The 22447-nt window shown below is 53.7% G+C and carries 22 protein-coding genes; 6 read left to right on the plus strand and 16 right to left on the minus strand.

Annotation, left to right across the window (positions count from 1 at the left end; all coding sequences use genetic code 11):
- Positions 1-107: 107 nt before the first annotated feature.
- The 9 genes from DFG60_RS00460 to acnA all read right to left on the minus strand — a co-directional run bounded on the left by DFG60_RS00460 (position 108) and on the right by acnA (position 10294).
- The gene (locus tag DFG60_RS00460; protein WP_114569760.1) at positions 108-776 is read right to left on the minus strand and encodes a copper homeostasis protein CutC; all 669 of its coding nucleotides are present in this window, start codon (positions 774-776) and stop codon (positions 108-110) included.
- A 25-nt stretch (positions 777-801) separates the two neighbouring features.
- Positions 802-1563 (minus strand): DeoR/GlpR family DNA-binding transcription regulator, encoded by a 762-nt coding sequence (locus DFG60_RS00465; protein ID WP_114569761.1) that lies wholly within the window; start codon positions 1561-1563, stop codon positions 802-804.
- A gap of 177 nt (positions 1564-1740) precedes the next feature.
- Positions 1741-2355: a glycerol-3-phosphate 1-O-acyltransferase PlsY gene (plsY, locus tag DFG60_RS00470; RefSeq protein ID WP_114569762.1), complete on the minus strand. Its 615-nt coding sequence runs from the start codon at positions 2353-2355 to the stop codon at positions 1741-1743.
- Positions 2356-2371: 16 nt separating this feature from the next.
- Positions 2372-3331: a M15 family metallopeptidase gene (locus DFG60_RS00475; protein ID WP_114569763.1), complete on the minus strand. Its 960-nt coding sequence runs from the start codon at positions 3329-3331 to the stop codon at positions 2372-2374.
- Positions 3332-3430: 99 nt separating this feature from the next.
- A complete protein-coding gene (locus DFG60_RS00480) occupies positions 3431-3850 on the minus strand; it encodes an acyl-CoA thioesterase (protein ID WP_114570008.1) in 420 nt (139 codons plus the stop codon).
- 8 nt (positions 3851-3858) lie between these two features.
- On the minus strand, positions 3859-6117 hold the full coding sequence (locus tag DFG60_RS00485) for an AAA family ATPase (RefSeq protein ID WP_114569764.1): 2259 nt from the start codon (positions 6115-6117) through the stop codon (positions 3859-3861).
- Positions 6118-6188: 71 nt separating this feature from the next.
- Positions 6189-6899, minus strand: a complete 711-nt coding sequence (locus tag DFG60_RS00490) for a hypothetical protein (RefSeq protein WP_114569765.1) — start codon at positions 6897-6899, stop codon at positions 6189-6191.
- A gap of 132 nt (positions 6900-7031) precedes the next feature.
- Entirely contained in the window at positions 7032-7499 is a 468-nt protein-coding gene (locus tag DFG60_RS00495) for a DUF3939 domain-containing protein (RefSeq protein WP_114569766.1), read from the minus strand.
- 71 nt (positions 7500-7570) lie between these two features.
- The gene (gene acnA, locus DFG60_RS00500) at positions 7571-10294 is read right to left on the minus strand and encodes an aconitate hydratase AcnA (protein ID WP_114569767.1); all 2724 of its coding nucleotides are present in this window, start codon (positions 10292-10294) and stop codon (positions 7571-7573) included.
- Between the two features lie 244 nt (positions 10295-10538).
- Here acnA and DFG60_RS00505 point away from each other — a divergent pair, with 244 nt between their 5' ends.
- Positions 10539-11030: a hypothetical protein gene (locus tag DFG60_RS00505; protein WP_114569768.1), complete on the plus strand. Its 492-nt coding sequence runs from the start codon at positions 10539-10541 to the stop codon at positions 11028-11030.
- Between the two features lie 23 nt (positions 11031-11053).
- Here DFG60_RS00505 and DFG60_RS00510 read toward each other — a convergent pair whose 3' ends face one another.
- The 3 genes from DFG60_RS00510 to DFG60_RS00520 all read right to left on the minus strand — a co-directional run bounded on the left by DFG60_RS00510 (position 11054) and on the right by DFG60_RS00520 (position 14507).
- Entirely contained in the window at positions 11054-12136 is a 1083-nt protein-coding gene (locus tag DFG60_RS00510; RefSeq protein ID WP_114569769.1) for an MBL fold metallo-hydrolase, read from the minus strand.
- A 99-nt stretch (positions 12137-12235) separates the two neighbouring features.
- Positions 12236-12742 (minus strand): general stress protein, encoded by a 507-nt coding sequence (locus DFG60_RS00515; RefSeq protein WP_232818572.1) that lies wholly within the window; start codon positions 12740-12742, stop codon positions 12236-12238.
- Positions 12743-12926: 184 nt separating this feature from the next.
- Positions 12927-14507, minus strand: a complete 1581-nt coding sequence (locus tag DFG60_RS00520) for a peptide chain release factor 3 (RefSeq protein WP_114569771.1) — start codon at positions 14505-14507, stop codon at positions 12927-12929.
- 389 nt (positions 14508-14896) lie between these two features.
- Between DFG60_RS00520 and DFG60_RS00525 the strand changes: the two genes are divergently transcribed.
- Complete coding sequence (locus DFG60_RS00525) at positions 14897-16144, plus strand: MDR family MFS transporter (RefSeq protein ID WP_114569772.1); 1248 nt, start codon at positions 14897-14899, stop codon at positions 16142-16144.
- 68 nt (positions 16145-16212) lie between these two features.
- Here DFG60_RS00525 and DFG60_RS00530 read toward each other — a convergent pair whose 3' ends face one another.
- Entirely contained in the window at positions 16213-17001 is a 789-nt protein-coding gene (locus tag DFG60_RS00530) for a hypothetical protein (RefSeq protein ID WP_114569773.1), read from the minus strand.
- A gap of 153 nt (positions 17002-17154) precedes the next feature.
- On the opposite strand from DFG60_RS00530, the gene DFG60_RS00535 reads away from it, so the two are divergent.
- From DFG60_RS00535 to DFG60_RS00545, 3 genes are all read left to right on the plus strand, one after another.
- Positions 17155-17577, plus strand: a complete 423-nt coding sequence (locus tag DFG60_RS00535; protein WP_114569774.1) for an RrF2 family transcriptional regulator — start codon at positions 17155-17157, stop codon at positions 17575-17577.
- A 96-nt stretch (positions 17578-17673) separates the two neighbouring features.
- Positions 17674-18684 carry a hypothetical protein gene (locus DFG60_RS00540; RefSeq protein WP_114569775.1) on the plus strand — a complete coding sequence of 337 codons (1011 nt, stop codon included), beginning with the start codon at positions 17674-17676 and terminating at the stop codon, positions 18682-18684.
- A 29-nt stretch (positions 18685-18713) separates the two neighbouring features.
- Positions 18714-20012 (plus strand): LD-carboxypeptidase, encoded by a 1299-nt coding sequence (locus DFG60_RS00545; RefSeq protein WP_114569776.1) that lies wholly within the window; start codon positions 18714-18716, stop codon positions 20010-20012.
- A gap of 235 nt (positions 20013-20247) precedes the next feature.
- Here DFG60_RS00545 and DFG60_RS00550 read toward each other — a convergent pair whose 3' ends face one another.
- Positions 20248-21018: a CPBP family intramembrane glutamic endopeptidase gene (locus DFG60_RS00550; protein WP_114569777.1), complete on the minus strand. Its 771-nt coding sequence runs from the start codon at positions 21016-21018 to the stop codon at positions 20248-20250.
- Between the two features lie 26 nt (positions 21019-21044).
- Positions 21045-21368 (minus strand): hypothetical protein, encoded by a 324-nt coding sequence (locus DFG60_RS00555; RefSeq protein ID WP_157964456.1) that lies wholly within the window; start codon positions 21366-21368, stop codon positions 21045-21047.
- An 86-nt stretch (positions 21369-21454) separates the two neighbouring features.
- Between DFG60_RS00555 and DFG60_RS00560 the strand changes: the two genes are divergently transcribed.
- On the plus strand, positions 21455-21883 hold the full coding sequence (locus DFG60_RS00560) for a DUF2621 family protein (RefSeq protein WP_198661516.1): 429 nt from the start codon (positions 21455-21457) through the stop codon (positions 21881-21883).
- A 76-nt stretch (positions 21884-21959) separates the two neighbouring features.
- Here the strand turns inward: DFG60_RS00560 and DFG60_RS00565 are convergent, their stop codons facing one another.
- Positions 21960-22436 carry a CcdC family protein gene (locus tag DFG60_RS00565; RefSeq protein ID WP_114569779.1) on the minus strand — a complete coding sequence of 159 codons (477 nt, stop codon included), beginning with the start codon at positions 22434-22436 and terminating at the stop codon, positions 21960-21962.
- Between the last annotated feature and the right edge of the window lie 11 nt (positions 22437-22447).

Genomic DNA, 22447 nt, shown 5'->3' on the forward strand with positions numbered 1-22447 from the left:
CTATTCACCTTTTTATGAGAAATCAATCCCGCACTTGCTCCAAGGTTTGCGCAAACAAAAAAGGCCTTATCCCGAACTTGAGATAAGACCTGCCGATTTCGTGTTCATCAGTTGCCGCCAACAAGCTTTTTGAATGAGGCGATTGCTGCCTCGTCGAGCGTTCCGTTCGTACGAGCTCCCGTCCCTACGTGCAATTCATGCGCAGCAGTCAGGCGGAGCAACTCCCCTGCGTTCTCGAGCGTGATGCCGGCGCCAGGGAGAACCGTCAGCTCCGGATGCGCCTCGATCAATCGCTTGATCATCTCAGCCCCTTCTAACGCCGTCCGGGCGCCGCCTGACGTCAAGATGCGGTCGATTTCCGGGAAATCCGCGAGTACTTCGGCTGCTTCCATCAGATCAGCACTCGCGTCGAACGCCCGGTGGAATGTAAACGACAGATCGCCTTTATGTTTGATGACTTCCCCGATGAATCCTTCATCGATTCGACCGGCGTCCGTCAATGCGCCGACGACCACTCCGGCAGCCCCGAGCTCCCGGACGAGATCGATATCGCTGATGATCGTCTCCTTGTCCGTATCCGAATACGTGAACGACCGATCGTGCGGCCGGATAAGGACATGGACCGGTATCTCGACCGATGCGAGCACCGAGCGGATCAAACCGTAGCTTGGAGTCAATCCACCTAGCGGTAAAGCCGAGACGAGTTCAATCCGGTCCGCTCCCGCCCGTTCTGCTAAACGTGCCTCTTCTGTCGTCGTTGCGATGATTTCTAGCATGCTGATCCCTCCCAACGTCAGTCTATCACGAGACGACGGTCCAGTTCACATGTTCATTGAACAACTTCATCTCCCATGACGGCGGATAGGACGCGGGGCTCATGATGACCTTCGCCTGCTTGAACTCAGCTACCTTATATTTGCGACTACCCTCGAATTCGTCCGTCGCAAGGAAGGCATATACATCACGGGTGCAACGGATGACCGCTTTTTGGATCAAGGAAGATTCGATGTCATCACTGACGAATCCGCGTTCGATCTCCGCGCCTTCGAACGAGAGGAAACAGGCATCGAAAGCGTAACTGTCGAGTGCCTGCAACACTTCCGCGCCTGTCGTCTGCCCATGGGCATCGACCGTGCCGCCGAGCAGCCGGATTTCGCCCTTGAACGGGCCTGTCTCGCGAAACTGCTCAAGCAGTGTAGCGACGGTCAATGAATTCGTGACGACCGTCTCCTGACTCGTCAGAAAAGGGACGAGCTGTTCGACCGGCTCACCGCCACCGAGAAAAATGCACGAGTAGTTGTCGAGCCATCCCTTCGCATACCGTGCGAGACGCCTTGAAAGCTGGTCCGACCTGCGTGAAGGTACATGTACTTTCGGTCCTTGAGGAATGGCACCGCCGTACACACGCTTCAAATGCCGCTCCCGCTCAAGTTCCTCGAGATATCGCCTGACGGTCTCCCCGGAGACGTCGAGCCGCTCGATCAAATCCTTCGTCATCACCTTGCCCTCTTCTTCCAGCCACTTCATGATTTGTCGTTTACGCTCTTCACCTAGTAAGGACACACTTCATAACTCCCTTCACAGCCGATTACTTCTTCCTTCAGTTTAGCGAATCCATGTAAAGGTCTTGTAAATCAGATGTAAAAAAACGTGTATTTCTAGTGGAATGTCGTTGAGTTCCTCCAACTTTCTGAATCCAGACGAAAAAAAAGCATCCGGATTTCTCCGGATGCCGTCAGGTCAAGAAGTCGGGTGCTTCTCGAACATTTTGATTTTAGACTCAGTCCCGTTTCGAATCCGCTTGATGTTCTCACGGTGTTTGAAGATGACGAAGAAAGCCAGGATGCTGAAGAATATCGTCAGTATCCAGTCCTCTGTCCACCATCCGATGCCGATCGAGACGAAGATGCCAACGGCTGCCGCGACGATCGAGCCGAGGGAAACCATCCGGCTCAAGCGAAGGGTCAGCAGGAATGTCAGCAACAGAACGAGGAACAATACAGGGCTTGCTACGAGCAGCATGCCGCCCGACGTCGCCACGGCCTTTCCGCCCTTGAACTTCGCGAAGATCGGATATGAATGACCGATGACCGCCGCAATTCCGGCAAAAATCGGATGCAGGTCGACCGAAAGAAGAAGCGGCAACAGACTGGCGACCGCTCCCTTCCCGAGATCCCCGATGAATACGAGTGTACCCGCCTTCTTTCCGAGTACGCGAAACGTGTTCGTCGTTCCTAGGTTGCCGCTTCCGAGCTTGCGGATATCAATCCCATGGCCCCATTTTCCGACAAGTAAAGCGAATGGTATCGACCCGAGCAGATAGCCTAGAATCAGAATCCCAATGATTTCAATCATGATCGACCTCCAAGAATCAATGACCGACTTTCAAGTATTCCTCGAGCGTCTGTCCATTATTTGTGATTGTTTGAGCCGGCCCCACTCCGACGTAACGGATGTGCCATGGCTCATACATGTAACCGGTTCTTGCCTGCATGCCAGGACCGTAACGAAGAATGAAGCCGTATTTCGGTGCGTTCGCTGCGATCCATTTGCCTTCCTTCGTGTTGCCGAGTGCCTGTGTCAGACCGTTCCCGACGCTTCGTGCCGAGATGTCCATCGCGAGTCCCGTCTGATGTTCACTGTGGCCAGGGCGAGCAGAGTACGTATCCGCGGCCTTTTGTCCATCACGGGCGACATATCCGTCATAGAGCGTCTTTTGCCGTTCCCCGGAGCGGAATCCGCTGACTGCGAACAGTTCGATCCCGTCCTTGTCCGCCGCGTTGAACATCGCTTCGAGTCCACGTGCGGCAGATGCGCGCAAATAGCTCTGTTCGAGGGTTCCTGCGTAGGAGAAGCGGACTTTCGGAACCGTCAAATCAGGTGGGCGGTAACCGATTGGTAACGCGTACTTCTTGTTCGCGACGACGAGCAGCCCTTTTCCGAGGTCAGCGCTTTCCGCCTGCCCCTTCGTATCCGGAGTCTCGGTTTGCGGTTCTTCTTCCTTCTTCGGCTCAGGCTCCTGAGAAGAAGGCTTTTGCTCTTCTTGTTTCTGTTCTTCTGTCGTCTTCTTTTCAGTCTTCTCCTCTTCAGGGGTCGACTCCTCTTTTTCTTTTTCTGGAGGCGTCTTTTCCTGTTCTTCCTTCGCTTCTTCTTTTTCTTCTTCTGCCGGCGTTTCAGGTTTTTTCTCTTCTTCCGGTTTCTTAGTCTCTTGTTCTGAAGGTTTTTGCTCGCTTACTTTCTCGTCCTTCTCAACTGGCTCAGACGATTTCTCGTCCGTCTGGCATCCAGCCAGGACGAGTGCGAGGACGCTTGCTGTAAGTACTTTTTTCATGAATAATCCCCTCTTCCTGTATGCCTCTCTATGTTACATCGTATCGGGCAAAGTGAAAAGCCCCCGTCCGCCGGAGGCTTTGATATTCTTACTGACCGGTCAGCCGTGTGCAGTTTCCTGATTAAGCCTTTCATAGATAGAATGCCATTCGGGGAACACCTTTGGCAGACGGATCGGCCGGAAGTTCTCCTTCTTGACGACGACGTGCGTCGTCTCGGCACTCGCGGCAACCTTCCCTTCGGCATTCGTGACTTCATAGGCATAGATCGTCCGAAGTCCGTCATAGTACTTGACCCATACGGAGACGAACGCAGTATCGCCGTATGTCAGCGAACGTTTATAGTCGACGTTCGCGTTCGTCACGGGCGAGACATATCCTGCGTCCTCCATCTCCTTGTAGTCAAGCCCGATCGATTTGATCATCGAAGTGCGGGCCATTTCGAGATAGATCAGATAGTTCGCATGATAGACGACACCCATCATGTCCGTTTCAGCATACCTTACCGGCACTTCGATCATATGTTTCTTCACTGTGCATCTCCCCCTAAGAAATCCTCTTTTTCAAGGTACGTCCACCTTGAGCTGTCCTCTGCCCCGCTCCCGATCAGGCGGAGCGACTGACGTGCGATCGCCTGTTCGACGATCGTGATCGCTGAACGGGCGTTCCCGTTCTGTACGACACCGACCCTCTCGTTCAATTCAGTCAGCGCCTCACCCGAAATCGTATACCCGTACCGCTCCGCATATTGCGCGATAATCGTCAGCAGTTCCTCCCTCGAATAATCAGGGAAGTGGAACGTCCTCTTGAAGCGGGAGCGCAATCCCGGATTGCTGGCAAGAAGCGCGTTGATCTGTGTTTCATATCCTGCAAGTACGACGACGAGGTTTTCTGCGTGTTTCGTCATCTCATCGACGAGTGTATCGATCGCCTCTTTGCCGTAATCGTTCGCAGAACCGTTGAGCGAATAGGCTTCGTCGATGAACAAGACCCCTCCTAGTGCGTCCTGGATTGCCGCCCGGGTCTTCTCAGCTGTCTGTCCGACGTATCCAGAGACGAGATCCGCTCTGCTGACGACCTTCAAATGACCACGTTTAAGGTAACCGCACTGCTTGAGTACGTCTGAGTAAAGAGCAGCGACCGTCGTCTTCCCGGTACCGCTGTTTCCCGTGAAGACCGCGTGCAGCTCGACCGGCAGGACCGGAAAACCGGCTGCACGTCTTCTTTTCTGCATCGAGAGCAATGCTTTGATCTGGTTCAATTCTGCCTTCAGTTCATCGAGACCGACGAGAGCGTTCAGCCGTTCCTCGATCGAAGGATCAGCGGGCGTCGCGATCTCGAAATCGGAAGAATGGAGGAGGGCGAAATCCTCATGGCTTGCACTTTCTCCGAGCAACGCGCCTTTCTTGAATATCGCATCCATGACGATGTTCCGAACCGCCCGTCCGTTACCGAACGACGCATCGACACGTTCCCGCTCGAGACGAGCAAGCAATGCCCGCTCTGCGTCATCCGTCATGACGTAATCATTCTTCGACGCTATGAGGCGACCGATCGAAAGCAGTTCAGCGTCCGTATAATCGGCAAGCGTATAATGGTTCGCCTCCGGGAAACGACTTCGCAGACCGGGATTCGCCTTCAGGAAATCCCGCATCTCTTCCGGATAGCCGGCTAGGATGATCGCGAATTTCCCAGCGTACTCGCCGCTCGTCATCGCAGCGACGAGCGTGTCGATTGCTGCCTGTCCATAATCGTTTCCGCTCTGGCCTGCCCGCTTCAACGCATAGGCCTCATCGATGAACAAGACACCTCCGACGGCTTCCCTCACCTTGTTCATGACCTGCTCCTCGGTCTGACCGACATATGCTCCGATCAGCGAAGACCGATCCGTTTCGACGACTTCCGGACGTTCGAGCAACCCGAGTTCGAAATAGATTTTTGCGATCAGACGGGCAAGAGTCGTCTTGCCCGTTCCAGGATTGCCCATGAAAATCATGTGGAGAGCCGGCTGATCACTCGACCGGTATCCGTCAGCAGCCCGCTTCTGCTGATATTTCAGGAAACGGTAGAGCTGATGGACACGCGACTTGATATCATCGAGACCGATCATCTCGTCGAGCTCCTCCAGCGCAGAGCGTTCCTGCTTGATTTCTGCCGGCAGCAGCTGAAGGACGCGGCGCAAGTCTTTCGTCGCGCTCTCCTTCGCCTCCGTCATGCCGTGGAACGCTTCTCTCGAGTAGAACCGTTCCTGCAGACTGTCGAGGAACTCGGTCGCGATCGTCTCGAGCGTCGCCGTCGATAACAACAGTTCCTTGCTTGCCTCGAACAGGTCGTTCCACCTTTTAGGATCAGCTTTTCGAAGACGCTCCGTCACCTCGACGATCCCATCCACTTCCCCGAGAATTTGTTGGGCGTGCTTCAACAATTCTTCTGTCGCAGCACGCTTCGCTCCCGCATGATCCGTCTCGCGAATCGTCGGGTAGCTGTTCGCGACGAGCAGTTGATACGCACCTTGCAGCTCCTGCTCCGCGAGCAGCTCTTCGACCCGTTCCGGAAGTCTCCCATGCTGCTTGATTTCCTGGATCCAGCTTTGAGACAGGTTGTCGACCCGGCCAGTCGTGATGAAACGATGTTCGACGAGCAGGGCAAGTATCCGGACGAGTACGTCCGTCTCACCGATCATCCGGCTGCTCTTCGCAAAACGGAGCGCTTTTGCCTCCTCGACGCGTTCACCGCTCTCCCAGCGCTCGACCTCGTGTTTCATCTGCTCCTTCGAAAATGACTCCATTCCAATACCTCCTGTGATAGTGACACGAAAAAGACTCGACCCCGCTGAACGCGCGACGATCGAGTCGGTCCTTATTGCTTCGCTTCGAGCCACTCTTGATCGAATTCCTCAAGCGTTTCGATTTTTTTCATTTTGACTGAATAGAACAACTTCCCATTGTTGCGTGATTCTGCGCCGAGCACTTTCGAGCGGTCTGCAGCCACGTAATAGGTCGCCTGTTCCTCATTCCCTTCTTCAGAGAAGATGGATGGGTATTTCTCGATCCACTCGTCGGGCACGGTGCTTGAAGGTTCACGTTTGATGTAGACCTCGGTCGCGACGCCCGCAAGCTTCGCCTCTCCTTCGACTTGACCGAAGTCTCCTTGGTCGATGAAGCGCATGATCTGTTCGTTGAATCCTCTAGAGAGGAACGGGCGCGGTGCGCTTACGCTTTCGGCCGACTTCGTCTCGCTGACGAGCTTACCGTTCTCGTCATATTCACGGAACGTCTTGCCGTCCCAGATCGCCATCGTCCCTTCATTCGGTCCGTCGATGACTTCTGTCCGGAAGCGTCCGTCACCATCATAGATGACCTCGTACGTCCGAGCCTCGAGCTCATCCCTTGTCGTCGATAGTTTCTTCTCTTCGTATTGAAGACGCGTCATCGTGTAGAACGGTTTGACTGTCTGCGCTTTCTCTTCTTTCGCTGATTGGGTCTGGTTGAGCAAGTAAAAGTTGTACGCGAGAAGCATCGCCATCGCGACGATCGCCACTGCGATCCACGTACTTGTCCGTTTCGTCATACGTTGTACACCATCCTAAAAAGACTTCTTTCCCCTATTATCCTAGCTTTTTTCAAGGAAGAATACAAAGAGTTTGTTCAGTCCAGCGCAATCATGAGAGAAAATATGGCGAACTCTTGAAGAGAAGATTGCTTAGATGTCTTTCGGTTCCAGCGAGACGATCAGCGACTCGTCGACGAGATAGTACGGACGCTGCGGCAAATCACGAAGAAACCCCTCCTGCTGAAGCGCGGACAAATCGATCTGCATGTTTTTCGTGAAAGACTTGAGCGGCAACTTGCGTTTTTTCTCGAAGTAACGATCAAGCGCGACTTGGACGTGATCCAGCTCGTATGCGAGCTCCCGATCCTTCTCCTCGAGGATGGCGAACGTCTCCTGCGACATGTAGAACACCTGATCCGTTCTCGCTCCAAGATATTGGGCGAGCTGATTCATGTCGAGCCGCTGGTCCGCGTCGAGCAGGACGGTGCGGTTCGCTCCTTTAGGCAGACGTTTTTCGAACTCATGGGCTGCCGTCTTGACTTCCGCTAAGGTCACTTCGCGTATTGGCAAGACGTTCTCTTCCTTCTTCTTCCCGAACATCTTCTTGAACCGGTCCATGGCGAGCGCCTCCTTATAAAAATCCACCAAAAAAGGTGGGTTTCCCCACCTTTAACGGTAATGTAAACGTTTTATTTTTGCAAGCGTTCCCGAAGGACCATCGGCAGGATGCCGCCGTGGCGGTAGTAGTCGATATCGACTTCAGAGTCGAAGCGAGCGATCGCCTCGAATTCAGTCACCTTGCCGTCTTTTGCCGTCGCCGTCACTTTGACGAGGTCGCGCGGACGGACCGATTCGTCGACTTGGATGCTGATCGCCTCTTCGCCCGTCAGACCGAGCGACTCAGCAGATGCCCCGTTCGCATATTGGAGCGGGAGGACACCCATCATGACGAGGTTCGAACGGTGAATCCGTTCGAAGCTCTCCGCGATGACCGCTTTGACGCCGAGGAGGTTCGTCCCCTTCGCTGCCCAGTCACGTGAAGAACCCATGCCGTAATCCTTACCGGCGAGGATGATCAGGCCCGTGCCTTCTTCTTTATACTTCATCGCCGCATCATACATCGTCATCGTCTCGCCAGTCGGCCAGTATGTCGTGAATCCGCCTTCCGTACCCGGAGCGACCTGGTTACGGATCCGGATGTTCGCGAACGTCCCGCGCATCATGATCTCATGGTTACCGCGACGTGAGCCGTACGAGTTGAAATCGACCGGTGAGACACCTTTCGATACGAGGTACTGTCCAGCTGGGGTCGTTTTCGAGAACGATCCCGCAGGCGAGATGTGGTCAGTCGTGACCGAATCACCGAATTTCCCGAAGACACGAAGATCGTTCAACGGTTGGACCGTGCCTGCTTCCTTCGCCAAGTTCTCGAAGAACGGCGGGTTCTGGATGTACGTCGACTCTTCGTCGAAGTCATACTGATCGCCAGTCGGTACATTGAGATCGTTCCAGCGCTGGTTTCCTGTGAAGACTGAATCGTACTCCGCACGGAAGCTCTCCGGTGTGACGACCGTGTTGATGATTGTCTGGATCTCATCACGTGACGGCCAGATGTCAGCGAAGAAGACGTCTTGTCCGTCCTTACCTTTGCCGATCGGTGCGTTCATGATGTCGACGTCGACCGTACCCGCGAGCGCATAAGCGACGACGAGCGGCGGCGACGCGAGGAAGTTCGCCTTGACGAGCGGATGGACGCGTCCTTCGAAGTTACGGTTACCTGAGAGGACAGATGATACGAGCAAATCAGAACCCGTGATGGCTGCTTCGACTTCACGGTCGAGCGGACCTGAGTTACCGATACATGTCGTACAGCCGTAACCGACCGTGTTGAATCCAAGCTGATCGAGGTACGGCTGGAGTCCTGATTTCTCAAGGTAGTCCGTGACGACCTTCGATCCCGGAGCGAGCGACGTCTTGACGTAGCGCGGCACCTCGAGACCTTGCTCGATCGCTTTCTTCGCGACGAGTCCGGCACCGATCATGACGTACGGGTTCGATGTGTTCGTACAGCTCGTGATCGCAGCGATCGCGACGTCACCTGTACGCATCTCGACCGCTTCATCCTCGAACTGGACGACCGCGACTTTGTCCTTCTCATCTGCCGAGAGACCGAATCCAGCGTTCCCTTGCGGAGCTGTCAGTGATTTCTCGAAAGCAGTGTGGACGTCCGTCAGGTTGATCCGGTCTTGCGGACGTTTCGGACCAGCGAGTGCCGGTACGATCGTCGCGAGGTCGAGTTCGATGACCTTCGTGAATGTCGGGTCTTCGTTTTGCGGCGTGTAGAAGAGGCCGTTCGCCTTCGAGTAGTTCTCGACCTTCTCGATCAATTCCTCATCGCGGCCTGTCAGGCGGAGATAGTTGAGCGTCTCCGTGTCGACCGGGAAGAATCCGCAAGTCGCGCCGTATTCAGGTGCCATGTTGGCGATCGTCGCACGGTCAGACAGTGACATCGTATGGAGCGAAGGACCGAAGAACTCGACGAACTTGCCGACGACGTTCTCTTGGCGAAGCATCTCCGTGACGCGAAGCGCGACGTCTGTCGCAGTCGTTCCAGGATGCATCTCGCCCGTGATTTTGACACCGATGACTTCAGGGACAGGGAAGAATGAAGGCTGACCGAGCATGCCGGCTTCCGCTTCGATTCCGCCGACGCCCCAGCCGAGTACACCGAGTCCGTTGATCATCGTCGTATGCGAGTCCGTACCGACGAGCGTGTCCGGGAAGACGTCGACTGTACCGTCAGCTGCAGCCTTCTCAAGGACGACAGAAGCAAGATACTCGAGGTTAACCTGGTGGACGATACCTGTCGCAGGCGGTACTGCACGGTAGTTGTCAAACGCCGTAGTTGCCCAGCGGAGCAACTTGTAACGCTCTTCGTTTCGCTCGAACTCAAGATCCATGTTCTTCTCGAGTGCTCCGGCGAATCCGTAAGCGTCGACTTGGACCGAATGGTCGACGACGAGGTCGACTGGTACTTCAGGGTTGATGACCGATGGGTCCCCGCCAAGGTCCTGCATTGCCTTACGAAGTGACGCGAGGTCGACGACCGTAGGAACTCCCGTGAAGTCCTGAAGGATGACGCGTGAAGGTTTGAACGGAACGTCGATATCCGTCGAAACTTGCGCAGTACCCCATTTTGCCAAGTTCTCAACATGCTCTTTCGTGATCGAACGTCCGTCCTGCTGACGCAGTACTGACTCGAGCAGTACGCGAATCGAGTATGGAAGACGGTTGACGTCAGTCATACCCAATTCTTCGAGTTTTTGTAAGCTGTAGTAGTTGTAACTTTTCCCGTTCGCTTCGAAGGTACGGCGCGCGCCGAACACGTCTTGCGTAGTTCCAGTTTGTTTCATGCGATTTCCCCCTTGCAGATGTTGACGATATCAAGCCCCTGATACCGCTTACTTGTTCTGTTCTATCATAGTATAATATGCCGCTCGCGACAATTTGAAAGAACGAAACACCTTCAATAAGTTTTTATTATCACTAATCTTTTTCTAAATGATCATCGTTCTCAACGGATGCGCCTCATGTTTTCCGAAAGCCTGATTCGGGAAAAACTGTCATGAGCTTAAGAAAGACAGGAGGAATAGTACCATGCCGGATAGCAGACATTCACACATCGTCACCACCCTCATCTTCAATGAGGAGGAACAGGCACGCAACGCATTCGCGCTGATCGACGACCTCCAGAAAATCAAGGAAGTCGACCTCGAACAGATGGCTCTCGTCCACCGGGAAGAGGACGGAGAGTTTTCCTTTAAGGACGCAGTAGACTTCTCCGGGCAGGATCAGTCCTTCAAAGGTTCGCTGATTGGCATGGCCGTCGGTGTGGTAGGTGGGCCGTTCGGAATGCTTGTCGGTTCCGTGGCCGGCTACTTGATCGGTGCAAACCGGGACGAGAGACAGGAACGGGAGTCGTTCGACCTGTTCAATCGCACGCTCAATCAGGTGGACGGGACGAAATATGGTGTCATCCTGATCAGCGAGACGGACGAAGATCATAAAGCCATCGACGCGATTGCTCTGGAACTCGGTGGGACGATCCGGCGTTCCGGTGAGCAGCTCGTCGATACTTCAACAGATTGAACAGCGGAAAATCCGCTGTTTTTTTATTTGACGTCGCGCCACCAGTGTCTTCGCGGCGGAGGTGCATCCAGTTCGACCGACTCCCCGATCCGTGGTGTAGCGACCTCTGTTCTGCCTGCCGCCGCCGCGAGCGCCCGTTCGACCGGTTCGTGCCATGGATGAAAAGCAAGCGTGAACGCAGACCAGTGGACAGGCACCAGTAATTTTCCTTTGACATCAAGGTGCGCCTGCACCGTCTCTTCCGGCAACATATGCGAATCCTGCCAACGCGGATCATATTGTCCGCACTCCATCAGTGTCAAATCGAACGGGCCATACCGTTCACCTATCTCCTTGAAATGCGGTCCGTATCCGCTGTCCCCGCTGTAGAAGACGCTCCTGTCCTTCCCTTTGACGACCCAGGAAGACCAGAGCGTCGAGTACTGATCGAACCCTCTTCTTCCCGAATAATGCCGTGCAGGGGTACAGACGAAGCGGAGACCGTTTACTTCCGTTGTCCCGTGCCAATCGAGTTCGACCACCTTTTCAGGGGCGACGCCCCAGCCGATCAGCCGGCTGCCGACACCGAGCGGGACGATGAATCGACTTGCGCGGTCCTTGAGCAGCCTGATCGAGTGACGATCGAGATGGTCGTAGTGGTCATGGGAAAAGACGACGGCATCGAGCATCGGCAGTTTTTCGACGGCAAAAGGCTCGCCGAGTTCGAACCGGTTTCGCCCGATCTTCGGGAACGGAGACGGCGCTGTGCCAAGCATCGGATCAAAAAACACCCGGACTCCTTCAAGTTCGAGCAGGAACGCCGAATGTCCGAACCACGTCACCCTGTCGCCTTCTCCACCCGTATAAGCGAGTACAGGGAGCTTGTCTGCCGGTCGCAGCTGCGAGAGTCCTTGGAACTGATCCTTCAGGATTGAACGGAACGTCTTTGCGTCCGCGATTAGTTTGAACGGTTGTTCATTCACGAACCGGTCGTTCTTGAATTGTTTCGATTGACGGAATCTCGCTTTCTCTCTACGTCCCGGCGACTTGCCGAATTCAGGATAATATCTCATGAACAATGCGACGCCTGACACTGCACAAGCAAGTGTCATCAAACTTTTTTTCATACGAATCCCCACCTTCTGACTCTCTTTCTCTCAATCGACTTCGACGCGAAAAAGGAATGACCTTTTTTTCAGCTGAAAGGTCATTCCATATCTCTTCGATCAACGCTCAAGTTCGTCAGCATCCCACTTCGCCCGGTCACTGCGTTTTGCGCTCTCGCCGTCTTCCGGGAGCTGATCGGCATCCCATTTAGCCCGATCCGACTTGTCGATCGTATCGTGATTCTCGTAAGCATTCACTCCTGGACTCTCGACCTTCTTTCCATGATCCTCGGAGCGAGATGCACGCGTATGGAGATGATCACCTTTCTTATTGACGAAAAGGGCGAGACCGCCTTGTTCGATTTCCTTGTAGTGCCGCTCCGCCTCGTCCTCTGAATGGCCGACACGTTTCAGCGTCTCGCGGAGTGGCGATTCCTTAGTGAACTTCGCCTTCATCCGGTCCATCCACGACTCGTCCGTCGTCTTGACATCCGTATGCCCAAACGACTGCTCATCCCGTCCGACGACCGTGATATCCTTTTCGTCATGCCCCTCCGCCTTCAGTTCTTCTACCTTGCGAAGCAAATGCGACTCTTCATGATAAATGCCGATGAATTTCTTCTCCATTCTCGTCACCATCCTTTGATTATTTGACAATCCTGCTTGCGCTCATTTTTTACCCTCCTCCCAATGAGCTTAAACAGAAGACTTGAAATCATGATCCGAGCTGTTTTTCGTTCATCGCTCCAGACATCAATAAAGGTCCCCTCAAGACGTCAGCGACGGCTCAAGGAGACCTTTGTACTTCTCTTTACTTCAACTGTTGCGGCGAGTCGACGAGTGTGACGTCCTCGTTCTTTTGGACGAAACGCTCGTAGACGAAATCGTTCGCGAACAACAGCACCGGGTTCTCCCAGCGGTCGAATACGAGAACCGTCCGCGAGTCCGTCAACGACTTCGCACGGCCGAGATCCTCCGGCTTCACCCATTTCGCGACCTGGAAGTTCGCAGCATCCTTCAGGATATCGACACCGTACTCGCCTTTGAGGCGATGTTCGAATACCTCGAATTGAAGTTGCCCGATCGCACCGAGGATGATCTCGTTGTATTCGTTCCGGTAGACTTGGATCGCGCCTTCCTGTGCGAGCTGCTCGACCCCTTTTTGGAACTGCTTCGATTTCAGGGCGTTCTTCGTGTAGACCTTGAGGAACAGTTCCGGAGCGAACGTAGGCAGCGCCTCGTATTGAAGCGATGGGTCGCCGTTCGTGATCGTGTCTCCGATTTGATAGTTACCGGAATCGTACAGACCGATGACGTCTCCTGCGAACGCTTCGTTGACCGTCTCCCGCTCGTCCGCCATGAACTGTGTCGATTGGGACAGCTTCATCTTCTTGCCTGTCCGCGTCAGGACGACATCCATCCCGCGGTCGAACTTGCCGGTACAAATCCGGACGAACGCGATCCGGTCACGGTGATTCGGATTCATGTTCGCCTGGATTTTGAAGACGAAGCCGCTGAAGAAGTCCTGGGCCGGCTCGACCTTGCCTTTGTTCGACTCACGAGGCGTCGGTGACGGCGAGAGGTTCAGGTAATGCTCAAGGAGCGGCGTGATCCCGAAGTCGACGAGCGCTGAACCGAAGAAGACAGGTGTCAATTCGCCTTTTGCGATCAGTTCCTCATCATAGGCATTTCCTGCTCCGTCGAGCAGGTCGATCTCGTCCATCAGTTGTTCGTGCATCTCCGAGTTGATCGACTCGGAAAGCTCTTCTGAATGGAGTCCTTCCTCGCCGAGCTCGATCGTCTTCCGATCGTTCTTGAAGCAGTGGAACTGTTCCTTGATCCGGTCGTAGACTCCCTCGAACTGCATGCCTGAACCGGCCGGCCATGTGACGGCGACCGACGGGATACCGAGCACCTCTTCGAGTTCTTCCATCAATTCGAGCGGGTCGCGCGCCTGACGGTCCATCTTGTTCACGAACGTAAAGATCGGGATCCCGCGCATGCGGCAGACTTGGAAGAGCTTCTTCGTCTGTGCCTCGATCCCTTTCGCGGCATCGATCACCATGATGGCAGAGTCGACGGCAGTCAAAATCCGGTAAGTGTCCTCACCGAAATCAGAGTGACCTGGCGTATCCATGATTGAAACGATCTTTCCATCATATTCGAACTGCATGACTGATGACGTGACCGAGATGCCGCGTTGCTTCTCGATTTCCATCCAGTCGGATTTCGCGAACTTCGAGTTTTTACGGGCCTTGACCGATCCCGCTTCGCGGATCGCGCCTCCATGCAGGAGGAGCTTTTCCGTCAATGTCGTCTTACCAGCATCCGGGTGGGAGATGATGCCGAAGATTCGGCGTTTCTCCACTTCATTGAGTAATGTCTTATTCATATATCTACGTTCCCTTCACGTTTAAAGATTCGTATCACAACTAATCTATCATACCGAATCCCGCTTCATTCGTCCACGACGTCCATTGACCAAATCTTCAGAATGCAATTTGACATCTCCTTCCGGTGTCTTGTAATCTGACGAAGAAGTTAAACCATGAAAAGGAGGAGACGTACAATGAACCAGCAAATCATCGCACGACAGCAAAGCTCTGCATTTTCAAACACAATCGAAGTACGTCGACCTGCTGTTTAATGTAACCGTTAATCAGGGGTGTGCGTACGTGGTTACGCACATGCCTGCCCTTATACAGAGACGGGTATGCCCATTTATGTGCGTACCCGTCTTTTCGTATTTAAAAAATACAGCACGTCTAAGGGGAAATCTTCATGTTCAAAAAAGTAAGACAGCTCGATCGCAACATTTGGATCCGGTTCGGCGGGGAAACGATCACCGGTATCATGATGTTCATGATTGCACCATTCCTTGTCCTTTATTATGCGGATAAGCTCGACTCGTACATGCTCGTTGGAATCATCATGGCGACTGGCCCGATCGCCGCATTGCTCGGTTCGATGATCGGCGGCCGTCTCTCCGACATCTACGGGCGAAAACCGCTCATGGTCATCGCGATCGTCGGTGACGCAGCGGTGCTGATCGGCTTCGCCTTCGCCGAGTCGTTCTGGCCGCTCCTGCTGCTCAATGCGGCGCTCGGTCTGACCAATTCTCTTTTTCACCCTGCAGCAAGCGCGATGGTCGCTGATGTCACGGAGCCGGAGCAGCTGAACGAAGCGTTCGGCTTGCTCCGGATGGGGCACAACGTCGGCGCCGCATTCGGTCCGCTGCTCGGCAGTGCAGTCCTCTTCATCGACCGTTCCATCATCTTCTTCTCTGCTTCCGCTTTGTTCGTCGTCTATGCGATCATCCTCCTCGTCTTCATCGTCGAGACGAAGCCTGAGAATATCGAACGGAATCCCGAGGAAAAGCTAGTCTCTCCTTTCGTCATCCTGAGCAAGGATAAGGTGTTCCTCGCCTTCGTCGGCGCAGGCATCTTCATCTCGATGGGCTTCTCGCTCGTCGAGAGCATGCTGCCCGTCTTCTTGAAGGAGTCGTTGCCGGGACTTCCAGACTCACAAAACCCGTTCCCTTACCTGATGGGTCTGAATGGTCTGATGGTCGTCTTGCTTCAATTCCCGATCGCAGCAAAGCTTTCAGGAAAACCGTTCGGCAAGGTGATGCTCGCAGGCGCGACAGTGTTCGGAATCGGCATGATCCTGCTCGCCATCGTACCTGCCTTCCTGTTCGAACTTGGCACGAACTATTTCGCGCTCGTAGCGATCCTGCTTGTCATCTACGCTCTTTACACGTTCGGCGAGATGATCATGTCACCGGTCCAGATGACGTTCATCGCGCTCATCGCACCGGAAGATATGCGGGGAACCTACAACGGCGCGGCAAGCATCCAGTGGCTGATCGGCAGCGTGACAGCCCCGCTCCTAGGAAGCTTCTTCCTTGAAGGCGGAAGCGGAGGATATGTCCTCGCCGCTGTCGGTCTCGCCTGCATCGTGTCCGGCTTCGTCTATCTCGCTCTCGATCGAGCGATCCAGAAGACCGCTCGTATGAAGAAGACAGCTTGATCACAATTCAAAAAAGACACGCCCGGAATTCGACATCTTGACGAGTTCCGGGCGTGTTCATTGTGTTCTTAACAAATCAATGGGACTTCAGCAGTAAACGGACCGAAGATGACCGGAAGAGGCTCAAGCGCATCGCGAACGAAGTCGATGAATGCGATCGTACCGCTGACGAAGATGATCGGGTCATCGCTCGACAGCTCCTGCATGAAGTTCATCAGTTCGAGCGACAATACTTCCTCGCTGAACATATGGACGACTGCCCCTTTTTCGGCGAGACCTTCGAGGATCGAAGTATCGTACTCCTCCTCCTCGCTTCTGCGGATATGCAAGACCGTGATTTCCCTGCCTGTCTCGAATGCGTATTTCGACTCTTCGAGAACCGGCAGCAGATTTTCTCCTTCTGCAATCAACAAAAGCGGACGTTGCCGGTGAAGATGCCCTTGATCCGACTTGCTGAAATGGATGCACGTCTCGACGAGCTGATCATGGACGATCGACCAAGCCACGATGACGTCATCATCCTGCGCGCAGGACAGCCCTTCAGCCAGAGCGTTCAGCAGCTCTTCCCGGATGATTTCCGGGCTTCTGAGCAGAAACGATCCATTCTGATTGATTTCCCCCATCAAGATCGTCTTGAAGAGCTCACTCGGCTCGTTCTGGCTCGCGACGCGATACATCAGCTGTTCGAGACCACGAATCGCCTGTTCAAGGTGTTCGAGCGAGTACTTCAGTTCCACTGCATGCTCGGGATATTTTTGATGAAGCTTTCTATAGAAGGAAGTGGCGATCTCCTCGCCCTTCTCATGGATTTCAGGGGCGATCGTCTGGATCTTTTTTAATGCCTGATTGAAGTGCATACACCAACCTACCTTTCTCACTCGTCCATTATGGGTGATAGGCTGGATAAAAACAATATTCAACATGCATGTTTTCAAAATTCAAAGGTTACAGTTAGAATTTGAAATCGAAGTCAATATTCCTTAAAATGTCTTACCAAGAGGTGAAGTACTATGCGAATGACCCGCCATACAGACTATGCCATCCGTACTCTACTCTTCGCGAGCGTCCATCCGGACAGGCTCGTGCGCATCCAGGAGGTCGCGGATTGCTATGGCATCTCGAAAAATCATTTGACGAAGGTCGTCTACCGCTTGGCACAGCTTGGGTTCATCTCTTCCCAGCGCGGAAGAGGCGGAGGTTTTCGCCTCGCTGCTCCGGCGCGCGACATCTCGATCGGTCAAGTCGTCAGAACGTTCGAGCCGGCGAATCCTCTCCTGCGACCGAAAGAAGGATGCGAGGAACCGTCCCTCGATCCCGTCCGGCACGCTTTCGACCATGCGTTGACAGCATTTCACGAAACGCTTGATCCCTATTCACTTGAGGATCTAATCTCAGAGACTGCCTTGAAGGACGCACTCCTGGTTTCCCGTTGAAGGAACCGGGAGTTTTTCCGTTCCCGTTGGCTCATCACGCATTGTTCGAATCACAGCATGGTATAATGAATGATATATTAGAAAGGAGGGCTTGAGATGAACCCTCATGAGTTAGAAAGCCTGTATCAGAAGCTAAAAGAGGAGGACCCGAGTCAAAGACGGGGTGAGTCTCTCTGGGACATCTTTGAACAGGCCATCGATACGGACCTTCGTCCACTTGCCCTTTGGACCTTTTCACAAAATCAATTCGACCTCGGTCACTTCCGTTCGTTTCTTACCTCTTTTTCGATGTTGACGGAATGGATCCGGAAGGACGCGATTCAATTACCGGAAAAGGAGATGCTCGATCTCTTCTGGAACTTCAAGTCCTATCTGATTTTCTCAGCCGAACAATTCGACATGCCTGTCGCGACCATCGAACAAGATTTCAAGGTGTTCAGCGATTTTTGCGAAGAGCGAGGTTTCTTGAGAACGAAAGATTATGTCGGTTTCGTCATGTACAGCAAACTCGGTGACGAGGAACAGGCGGACGCCTTGCTAGAGTCGTGGGTCGACCTCGATTCTGACGAATTGAGTGATTGTCCGTCCTGTGAAGCGTTCAGCCGGATGACCTATGCGATCGAGCGCGGATATGACCAGCGTGCCCTCTTCATTTACGCCGCTCTTCGGCATGAAAAAGGCTGTTCAAGGATGCCGGAGCAGGCACACCCTTATATCTTGCCCCTCTTCATGTCAGAACTGCGCCATCAAGAAAACTGGACGGCGAAGCTGATCGAGGAAGTAAAGGCCGCGAAACCTGATTTTACGGGCGGTGACGCCCCTTATCACCTGTATGCGGAACTTTATTATGTCGAAAAACCGTTCTGGTCGATGCAGGAGATGCAATCGCTCATCCCTTTCTTGACGGACCGAGGCTATTTGCAGTTGCTGATAGCGCACTACCTGTTCACGTATCGGACGACTCGCCGCCAGGAAGTCGCCTACTTGACCGCTTTGCGGGCAAACGCATTCGAAGTCGCGAAAAAACTCGATCAGCGAGTCGAAAATTCATATTATGTCAAAATGACGGAACGGGAAATCGAGCGGATCCATCTTTTCGTCGCCTGATCCTGATCCGATTGAGGAGTGAGAGGTAGATGCTTGATCATGTCCAACTGGCTGCACCAGCCGGTAGCGAAGAGAAATGCCTTCGATTCTACCGCGATTTACTCGGTTTGAAGGAAATACGAAAACCCGACTCCCTCTCATCAAACGGCGGTGTCTGGTTCGACTCCGGAACGACCAGTCTTCATATCGGAATCGAGGAAGGCTTCTCGCCTCAGTCGAAGGCACATCCTGCCTTCACCGTCCCGGATCTGGATTTGATTGCCGGGCGTCTCGCAGACTCGGGACATGCGGTCATGTTCGACGAACGGCTCGCACCAATCCGTCGGCTTTATACGAAGGACCCGTTCGGCAACCGGATCGAACTGATCGAGGCACAGCTCAAAGCCCTTCATCCTGACAGACTGAAACCCGGTGACCATATCCGCCTGCTCGCTCCCGCCTCAAGCCTGTCCCTCGTCGAGGAACAAGTCGTCAGCGAGGGCATCCACGCGTTGGAGAGGCTCGGTTTCCACGTGTCGATCAGTTGTCATGCACGAAAGAAGAACGTGCTCGGGTCGAGCGATGTCGCACACCGGGTGAGCGATCTGCACCAGGCCTTCGGCGACCAATCCGTACAGGGGATCATGGCCGTTCGTGGCGGCTTCAACTCGAATGAGCTGTTACCCCATCTTGATTATGAGCTGATCCGCAGTAATCCGAAGGTGCTGATCGGCTTTTCCGACATCACAGCGCTCGCAAACGCCATCTTCAAAAAGACGGGACTCGTCACATACTCCGGTCCGATGCTGCGCGGTATCGGAATGAATCATGCCTATACGAAGAAACATTTCATCAAGGCACTGATGGAGAGCGCGGATTTCGAAATCGAAACCAGCGCCAATTGGTTCGATGACGGCATCACACGGCCGAATCAAGGTCCTGTCGTCCTGCAGCACGGGGAAGCGGACGGACGTATCGTCGGCGGCAACCTCTGCACCTTGAATCTACTTCAAGGGACGGCCTTCATGCCTGACTTGCGCGGTGCGGTCCTCTTCCTCGAAGACGATTATGAGGTCCATCCGGCGACCGTCGCACGCGATTTCCATTCGTTGATGCAACAGCCTGGTGCTGAACAGATCGCTGCAATCGTCTTCGGACGGTTCCAGGCGGCGAGCGGTCTTGAACTGGAACAACTCCGTTACATGATCAGCTATTACCCGTCCCTTTCAGGAGTTCCCGTCATCGCGAACCTCGATTTCGGACATACGCTTCCGATGTTCACCTTCCCGATTGGCGGGACGGCAAGCGTGTCGACCGAGCCGCCGCTACTCAAAATCCACTCGTCTTGATGTCCGCAACTTCAAGACGAATAAGAGGATGACTCAAAAGTAATCACTTCCCTTCACACGCTTTCCTCAGGCGAAACACGAGCCGTGACCCCTGTCCGAAAATGGACAGGGGTCCGGGGCTCATCGGTCTCTGACAGCGCGGTTCCACCGCGCTTTTTGCTGTAGGAGTCGCGNGGGGGCGGATTCCGAATCCGCCCCCGTATTTCGTTTATGGATCGACTTTTGAGTCAGCCTCTTACTTATTTACGTTCATCCTGTTTTCTCTTTTGAATACGATGAGCACGAAAGCAATCAATTGGGCAGAAATCAGTGCCGACAGCATCGGTGAGACGTCACCTGCCGCCGTATAGTTGAACACCGCATGAAACAGGATGGCGGGAATGATGCTGAAGCTCGCCTTTTCCGTCAGCCACCCGAGGAAATACGAACCGAACACGAGACCGATCGTCCACCCTGCTGTACCGAAAACCCCAATGGTGCTGAAATCGGGGTCGTACAAAAAGACCGGAGCATGCCAAAATGCCCAGAAGACGGATACAGTCAGCGCGGCATGATGACAGGACATTCGTTTCCGGAGTTCCGGAAAGAGATAGCCCCGCCAGCCTCCTTCCTCGCCGATTCCGTAAAACAGCAGCCACGTCAGAAAAATCATCGGTGCAGACTGGAGCGGCAACTTGTCGTCACGACCGATGTCCGACAACGGCACGGAATCATCCGAAAACAAGCGGACGACGATCAAACCGATGCCCATGAACATCAGCGGCAGAATCACCGCGAGCAACGCATATCGTTTTTTGAAAGGTTTCAGGAAGCGATCTTTGAAATACGCAAAAAGACCGTTCTTTCCGTCAATCACATACGTCGCAGCAAGCGCCCCGAGGAACGGCCCGAGACCACCTGCAAGATGCAGGAGCGGAATCGGCTCATGCAGCAGCAGATTCGGCAGCCATATCGCCCAGGAGATGACGTACGTGAAACCGACGAAATACGAAAGCCGCTTCTCCACCGCTCATCCCCCCTCAGATCAGAACGTCAATAATCGAGCAGCCGCGAGGCATCGATGCGCCGAATCGACTGATCGTCGAACATCTCGAGCGTCGCATAGATTTTGTCTCCATCGAGTTCATACCCGAGCAACAGGAAGTCCTCGAGCGTCGAAACGGTCTTGAACGTCTTCTCTGTCGTGAACGCCCGTTTACGGCTCGCGTCGAGAGAAGGCTTCGTGATCAGCACGACCGTGATGTTCTCTCCAGCCTTGTCATAGTAGAATTCGACGACGCGACCGTCTTCAGTCTGAGGCAGCGTCCCTTTGAGCGGACGACCATCGTCGTCCAGTTGCACATATGGTTTTAACATGTATATTCCCTCACTTTCTCCGTTTTTCATCATAGCATGCCCTTCTCGATTTGTGCTAAAGTTAATGGTGCGAAAGGGGGTTTTGGATGATGATGGATTGGTTCATGAACGGGATCGTCCTTTGGGGATTCATCATGGTGACGCTGATGGCGATCGGCGGTTTTTTCATGTTCCGCAAGTTTTTGAAGAAATTGCCGAAAGCTGACGGGAAATCGATGATGGACTGGGAGGATGAATACATCGACAGGACGCGTCATCTGTGGACGGAAGAGACGCTCGAACTGCTGAATGCCCTCGTACTGCCTGTACCGGCTGCGTTTCGTGATGTCGCCCGTCGTAAGATCGCCGGAAAGATTGGCGAGTTCGCGCTCAAGGAGCGTGCTCGCGTGATGACACCGGAGCTCGTCGTCAAGGGCTATATCTCAGCCACACCGAAACGGGATCATAAATTCTTGAAGAAGGCGCTGAAAGAACAGTCGATCGACTGGACGGAATATGCACCTTACTTCAATTGAGGAGCGTCTCACAACGCTTCTTTTTTTCGTCTTTTTTCCAAAAAGAAAAGGAACGGATGTCGTCCGCTCCTTTCTATCATGGCAAATGTCCGACCTGTAGAATACCGTCCCGCACCTGCTTATACTTCATATACATCGCGACTCGCCATGGCACGATCATCCCCCAGGCGACGAGATAGAACAGGCTTCCGGTTTTAAAGAGGTGGAATTCTCCGCCGATATAGAACTTAGCCGCCGTCCGGATGAACAACAAGCCAAACAAGACGATGAAGAAGGCTTTCGAGCGTTGAAGATAGACTTCGCCGCCTTCCTCATAGAAATTCGATGTCTTGATCAAAAAGATGCTGAAGATCATACCGATCAACAGTGCTTCCCCCACTTCGAGCCACGGAAGACGCGAAGGTTCATATAAAAATTGGAGCATTCCGGTCGTCATCATGACGGGCGGAATCAGAATTTTTTTTGCGTCCGTCGGTTTCGCCGACGCCTTGACACGGACGAAACTGATGAGCACGCCCATCACGATCGCAAAGATCGTCGTCAACCAAATCATTTCATCACTTC

This window comes from Exiguobacterium flavidum, from assembly GCF_003344535.1.
Classification (GTDB): Bacteria; Bacillota; Bacilli; order Exiguobacteriales; family Exiguobacteriaceae; genus Exiguobacterium_A; species Exiguobacterium_A flavidum.

Excerpts from the sequence above, each read along its gene's own strand:
- DFG60_RS00460 (WP_114569760.1), bottom strand. The coding sequence starts at position 776 with ATGCTAGAAATCATCGCAACGACGACAGAAGAGGCACGTTTAGCAGAA.
- plsY (WP_114569762.1), bottom strand. The coding sequence starts at position 2,355 with ATGATTGAAATCATTGGGATTCTGATTCTAGGCTATCTGCTCGGGTCG.
- DFG60_RS00475 (WP_114569763.1), bottom strand. The coding sequence starts at position 3,331 with ATGAAAAAAGTACTTACAGCAAGCGTCCTCGCACTCGTCCTGGCTGGA.
- DFG60_RS00480 (WP_114570008.1), bottom strand. The coding sequence starts at position 3,850 with ATGATCGAAGTGCCGGTAAGGTATGCTGAAACGGACATGATGGGTGTC.
- DFG60_RS00485 (WP_114569764.1), bottom strand. The coding sequence starts at position 6,117 with ATGGAGTCATTTTCGAAGGAGCAGATGAAACACGAGGTCGAGCGCTGG.
- DFG60_RS00490 (WP_114569765.1), bottom strand. The coding sequence starts at position 6,899 with ATGACGAAACGGACAAGTACGTGGATCGCAGTGGCGATCGTCGCGATG.
- DFG60_RS00495 (WP_114569766.1), bottom strand. The coding sequence starts at position 7,499 with ATGGACCGGTTCAAGAAGATGTTCGGGAAGAAGAAGGAAGAGAACGTC.
- acnA (WP_114569767.1), bottom strand. The coding sequence starts at position 10,294 with ATGAAACAAACTGGAACTACGCAAGACGTGTTCGGCGCGCGCCGTACC.
- DFG60_RS00505 (WP_114569768.1), top strand. The coding sequence starts at position 10,539 with ATGCCGGATAGCAGACATTCACACATCGTCACCACCCTCATCTTCAAT.
- DFG60_RS00510 (WP_114569769.1), bottom strand. The coding sequence starts at position 12,136 with ATGAAAAAAAGTTTGATGACACTTGCTTGTGCAGTGTCAGGCGTCGCA.
- DFG60_RS00515 (WP_232818572.1), bottom strand. The coding sequence starts at position 12,742 with ATGGAGAAGAAATTCATCGGCATTTATCATGAAGAGTCGCATTTGCTT.
- DFG60_RS00520 (WP_114569771.1), bottom strand. The coding sequence starts at position 14,507 with ATGAATAAGACATTACTCAATGAAGTGGAGAAACGCCGAATCTTCGGC.
- DFG60_RS00525 (WP_114569772.1), top strand. The coding sequence starts at position 14,897 with ATGTTCAAAAAAGTAAGACAGCTCGATCGCAACATTTGGATCCGGTTC.
- DFG60_RS00530 (WP_114569773.1), bottom strand. The coding sequence starts at position 17,001 with ATGCACTTCAATCAGGCATTAAAAAAGATCCAGACGATCGCCCCTGAA.
- DFG60_RS00535 (WP_114569774.1), top strand. The coding sequence starts at position 17,155 with ATGCGAATGACCCGCCATACAGACTATGCCATCCGTACTCTACTCTTC.
- DFG60_RS00540 (WP_114569775.1), top strand. The coding sequence starts at position 17,674 with ATGAACCCTCATGAGTTAGAAAGCCTGTATCAGAAGCTAAAAGAGGAG.
- DFG60_RS00545 (WP_114569776.1), top strand. The coding sequence starts at position 18,714 with ATGCTTGATCATGTCCAACTGGCTGCACCAGCCGGTAGCGAAGAGAAA.
- DFG60_RS00555 (WP_157964456.1), bottom strand. The coding sequence starts at position 21,368 with ATGTTAAAACCATATGTGCAACTGGACGACGATGGTCGTCCGCTCAAA.
- DFG60_RS00560 (WP_198661516.1), top strand. The coding sequence starts at position 21,455 with ATGATGATGGATTGGTTCATGAACGGGATCGTCCTTTGGGGATTCATC.
- DFG60_RS00565 (WP_114569779.1), bottom strand. The coding sequence starts at position 22,436 with ATGATTTGGTTGACGACGATCTTTGCGATCGTGATGGGCGTGCTCATC.